This window comes from Nocardioides sp. (assembly GCF_031422975.1).
Lineage (GTDB): Bacteria > Actinomycetota > Actinomycetes > Propionibacteriales > Nocardioidaceae > Nocardioides.
The window spans coordinates 1-5,039 of the sequence record NZ_JANPEO010000478.1 but is presented as its reverse complement, the minus strand read 5'-3'; the positions used below and the strand labels follow the sequence as shown (position 1 = coordinate 5,039).

Here is a 5,039-nt window from a genome sequence, read left to right as displayed (position 1 = left end):
GGGCGACACCGACTGGGTCGACGTACAGGACGTGTTCAAGGGCCTGGTGCCGGTCGTCTTCACCGGACCGGTCGACGAGTATTTCGGCAACTGTGAAGGCCGCCTGTCGTGGCGCACCGTCGACCTCGAGCAGGAGACCGTCGACGTCGACGACTACCAGGGCACCGGCGTGATCAACGCCAACGACCAGGACGTCCCCTGGACGCGTGTGCTCGAGTTCAAGCACCTGCACCCGGAGCGCACCTACCTGCCCGGGAAGTCGATCGTCGTGCACGAGTACAGCCGGTTCGCCGAGGACGACGACGAGCCCTACTACCCGATCAACACCGCCGAGGACCGTGCCAAGCTGCTGAAGTATCGCGACCTTGCCAAGAAGGAGCCGATGGTCCTCTTCGGCGGACGTCTCGGCACCTACAAGTACCTCGACATGCACATGGCCATCGGGTCCGCACTGTCGATGTTCGACAACGTGCTCAAGCCGCACTTCGCTGATGGAGCGCCGCTGACGAGCGGAGGAGTGGACCAATGACGAGCACCACCACGACGGGCCCGACGGTGACCCGCCTGCTCCAGCGACAGGTCCTGCCGATCGACGGCGACACCGACGTCTTCCGGCTGTACGTCGACCCGGAGGCCTCGGTCCTCGACGCGGACAAGTACGAGGTCGGCTCGAGCCGGGCCGCCCAGAACATGAACAGTGCCCAGATGCGCCAGTCGACCTCGACCGGCGTGAGCATCCACCCCGACCAGATCCTCGACCGCGAGGCACTGCTCCTGCCGGCCGAGCAGCGGATCTCCTTCGGGTCCTACTTCAACGCCTTCCCGGCGTCCTACTGGCGCCGCTACACCATCGTCACCGACGTCACCCTGACGCTGGAGATCGAGGGCGCCGGCGCCACGGTCACCGTCTACCGCTCGATGGCCAACGGCCGCTCGCAGCGGGTCGAGACCGTCACCACGGGTGCGGAGCCGGCGTCGAGCTTCGTCTTCGACCTCACGCTCAAGCCCTTCGTGGACGGTGGCTGGTACTGGTACGACGTCGTCGCCGGTGAGCAGGACGTCGTCGTCCGCTCGGCCGAGTGGACCTCCGAGGTGCCCGAGCACCGGGCCGCCCACGGCACCGTCGACCTGTGCATCACCACCATGAACCGGCCTGACTTCGTGGCCAAGCTGCTCGGCCAGCTCGGCACCACCCCCGAGCTCCGTGCCTACCTCGACGAGGTGATGGTGATGGAGCAGGGCACGCAGCTGATGCAGGACTCGGAGTTCTACCCCGCTGCCGCCGAGTCGCTCGGCGACACGCTGCGCGTCATCGTCCAGGGCAACCTGGGCGGGTCGGGCGGCTACGCCCGCGGCCAGCTCGAGTCGGTCCGCAAGGGCACCGCGACCTACGCGATGATGATGGACGACGACGTCATCTGCGAGCCCGAGGGCATCATCCGCTCCGTCACCTTCGGTGACCTCGCGCGCCGCCCCACCATCGTGGGCGGCCACATGTTCTCCATCTATGCCCGCACCCGCCTGCACAGCTTCGGTGAGGTCATCAACCCGTGGCGCTTCTGGTGGCTCTCGGCCCCCGGCGTCTTCCAGGACTGGGACTTCGGCGCCCGCAACCTGCGCTCGACGCGTTGGCTGCACAAGCGCGTCGATGTGGACTTCAACGGCTGGTTCATGTGCCTGATCCCGCGCCAGGTGCTCGACGAGATCGGGCTCAGCCTGCCGCTGTTCCTCAAGTGGGACGACTCCGAGTTCGGGCTGCGCGCCAAGGCCGCCGGCTACCCGACGGTGTCGCTGCCCGGTGCCGCGGTCTGGCACATCCCGTGGACCGACAAGAACGACGCGCTCGACTGGCAGGCCTACTTCCACCAGCGCAACCGCTTCGTGGCGGCGCTGCTCCACTCGGCCTACGAACGCGGCGGCCGGATGGTGCGGGAGAGCCTCAACCACCAGGTCGCCCACCTCGTCTCCATGCAGTACTCCACGGTCGAGCTCCGGCTGATGGCGATGGAGGACGTGCTCAACGGGCCCTACGGCCTGCACGAGCTGCTGCCCGGCAAGCTCGCCGAGGTCAACGCGTTCCGCAAGCAGTTCACCGACGCGCAGCTCCAGACCGATCCCGAGATCTTCCCCGCCGTACGCCGCCACAAGCCGCCGCGCAAGGGCAAGGACGACTCCGGGGTGCCGAGCCGCTCGTCGATGTTGATCCGCGCGGCCACGATGCCGCTGCGCCAGCTCAAGGCGGTCCGGCAGACCGCGATGGCCAACCCGGAGGCGGAGATCCCGGCCATGGACGCCAAGTGGTATCGCATCGCCCGCTACGACTCGGCGGTCGTCTCGATGCCCGACGGCAACTCCGCCGCGCTCTACGAGCGCGACCCGGAGAAGTTCCGCGACCTGATGAAGCGCACCCTGGAGATCCACGCGAGGTTCCAGCGCGAGTGGCCGCGGCTCGCCGCCGAATACCGCGCCGCGCTCGGCGACATCACCTCGCCGGCAGCATGGGAGAAGACCTTCGAGCCGTGGACGACCGAGCAGGCCGCCGAGCCGGAGCCTGTCGAGAGCACCACGACATGACGAGCACCACTCCGAGTCCGGCGCCGGTCCGGCGACGCAGCACGCCCGAGGAGCTCGAGGCCCTGCCGCTCCAGCCGCCTGCGGCCACCGGGCTGGCGGAGGTCGTCCGCCGGCGCTACCTGCTCCAGATGCTGGTGCGCAACGACATCCAGTCGCGCTACCAGGGCACCGTGCTGGGGTGGCTGTGGAGCTATCTCCAGCCCGCCATCCGCTTCTGCCTGTTCTACTTTCTGTTCCAGGTGATGGTCGGACGCGGCGCCGGCATGGAGAACTTCGCGGTGCACCTGTTCTCCGGCATGGTGGTGGTGCACTTCTTCACCGAGACCTTCAACGGCGGCACCCAGTCGCTGGTGCAGAACCGGTCGTTGATCACCAAGCTGGCCGTGCCGCGGGAGATGTTCCCGGTCGCCCGGATGCTCGTGGCCCTGTGGCACACCGTGCCGATGATGGTGATCTTGGTGTTCGTCTGTCTGCTGCTGGGCTGGGTCCCCGACGTCGACGGGATGGCCGCCGCGGCGCTCGGCTTCTCGCTGACCGCCCTGTTGGGACTGGCGCTCGGACTGGTCTTCAGTGTGGCCAACGTCTTCATGCGCGACTTCGGCAAGGTGGCCCAGACGCTCACCCAGTTCGTCACGTTCAGCGTTCCGATGATGTACCCCTTCACGCTCGTGGCGAGCCGCTTCGGCGAGACGGTGTCGTCCTACTACCTCTACAACCCGATGGCCGAGGCGGTGCTGCTGATCCAGCGCGGCTTCTGGACCGGGACCACGAGTGATCCCGCGTACACGCAAGCCATCCACCTGCCGACCCACCTCTACACCCGCGGGCTGATCATGACGCTGATCGCGCTGGTCGGCGTCGTGCTGGCCCAGCGGCTCTTCTCGCGGCTCGAAGCACGAGTGCCGGAGCGGCTCTGATGACGACGATGATCCAGGTCGAGAACGCGACCAAGTCGTTCACGCTGTCCTACCACCGCTCGCTCAAGCAGCTCGCGCTGGCCAAGGCGCGCGGCCGCAAGACCCACGACGTGTTCAACGCCGTCGACGACGTCACCTTCTCCGTACAGGAGGGGGAGGCCATCGGGCTGATGGGGCTCAACGGCTCCGGCAAGTCCACGCTGCTCAAGCTGGTCAGCGGCGTGATGCGTCCCGACGCCGGCTCGGTGCTCACGCGCGGGCGGATCGCCGGCCTGATCGCGACCGGCGCCGGGTTCGACCCGCAGCTGACCGGGCGCGACAACCTCTTCCTCAACGCCGCCATCCTCGGCATGTCGCGGGCCGAGACCCTGCGCAAGCTCGATGAGATCGTGGACTTCGCCGACCTCGGCAAGTTCCTCGACACCGAGGTGGCCTACTACTCCTCGGGGATGAAGGCACGGCTGGGCTTCGCCGTGGCGATCAACGTCGACGCCGACATCTTCATCGCCGACGAGGCGCTCGCCGTGGGCGACCGCCCCTTCAAGCGCAAGTGCAAGAAGCGGATGGACGAGATCGTGCAGTCCGGCGTGACGATGTTCTACGTCTCGCACGCGCCCGGCGCCGTACGCAACCTCTGCAGCCGACTGCTGGTGCTCGACCACGGCCGACTCGCCTTCGACGGCGACGTCGATGAGGGCATCACGTTCCTCGAGTACGACGACGACGATGACGAGGAAGTGAAGGGCCGCCACACCTCCGACGACGGCCTCGGCGCAGACATCTGATCCCACCCGCCGAGTAGGCGCCTGTCACCCGCCGAGTCGGCGCTGGTCGGCTTGTCCACAGGCCGCGGCGGGTGTGGTGACGGCGCGGGCTGCCGGGGTATGACGCGTGCATGCTCTCCGAACACCGCTTACCTCCGCATTGGCCACTGCCTCCCGGGCAGCCGTTCACCCTCCAGCAATCTCGGTCTGCGGGTGTGGACACCCTGCTGCCCGGCCTGCTGAGGGGGCGGCTGATCCGTCGACTGCTACGCGGGGTGTTCGTCTCCGCCGCCGTGCCCGACAGCATCCTCCTGCGAGCCATGAGCGTTGCCCTGGTAGTGCCGCCGGGGTGCTTCGTGACAGATCGGTGCGCCGGCTGGCTGCACGGCGCCGACATGGCCCTCGCACCCAACGAAGACGTGCTCGTGCCGCAGGTGACGTTCTTCCGACCCAGCGACGAGGGACGCCTGCGCAACGGCCTCTGCGTGAGCGGTGAGCGGCGAGTCGCTCGAGACGATCTGGTCTCGATGGCGAGGCTGGGCGGCTTCGACGTTGCCGAGCTGGTCAGCAGTGTCTCCAGGCTCAGGGGCCAACGCGGCGTCGTACAGCTCCGCGAGCTGGCACCCATCGTGGACGCGGGGTCCGAGTCGTTCGGCGAGTCCGCCACACGTCGGCGCTGGCACGGCGCCGGCCTGCCGTGGCCGACCACGCAGATCTCCGTCGTGGACGAGGGGGCGGAGCGGCGAGTCGCTCGAGACGATCTGGTCTCGATGGCGAGGCTGGG

Annotated in this window: 4 protein-coding genes and 1 pseudogene; all 5 read left to right on the top strand. The window is 68.1% G+C overall.

Annotated elements, in window-relative coordinates; translation table 11 throughout:
• A partial coding sequence (locus tag RMO85_RS14295) for a UDP-galactopyranose mutase (protein ID WP_310529394.1) occupies positions 1-529 on the top strand: 529 nt, incomplete at its 5' end.
• Positions 526-2,574 (top strand): glycosyltransferase, encoded by a 2,049-nt coding sequence (locus RMO85_RS14290; protein WP_310529393.1) that lies wholly within the window; start codon positions 526-528, stop codon positions 2,572-2,574. The genes RMO85_RS14295 and RMO85_RS14290, both read left to right, overlap by 4 nt.
• A complete protein-coding gene (locus tag RMO85_RS14285) occupies positions 2,571-3,491 on the top strand; it encodes an ABC transporter permease (RefSeq protein ID WP_310529392.1) in 921 nt (306 codons plus the stop codon). Before RMO85_RS14290 ends, RMO85_RS14285 begins: the two co-directional genes overlap by 4 nt.
• Positions 3,491-4,276 carry an ABC transporter ATP-binding protein gene (locus RMO85_RS14280; protein ID WP_310529391.1) on the top strand — a complete coding sequence of 262 codons (786 nt, stop codon included), beginning with the start codon at positions 3,491-3,493 and terminating at the stop codon, positions 4,274-4,276. The genes RMO85_RS14285 and RMO85_RS14280 overlap by 1 nt, the downstream gene beginning before the upstream one ends.
• Before the next feature lie 194 nt (positions 4,277-4,470).
• Positions 4,471-5,039: pseudogene (locus RMO85_RS14275) on the top strand (hypothetical protein); the annotation flags it as partial.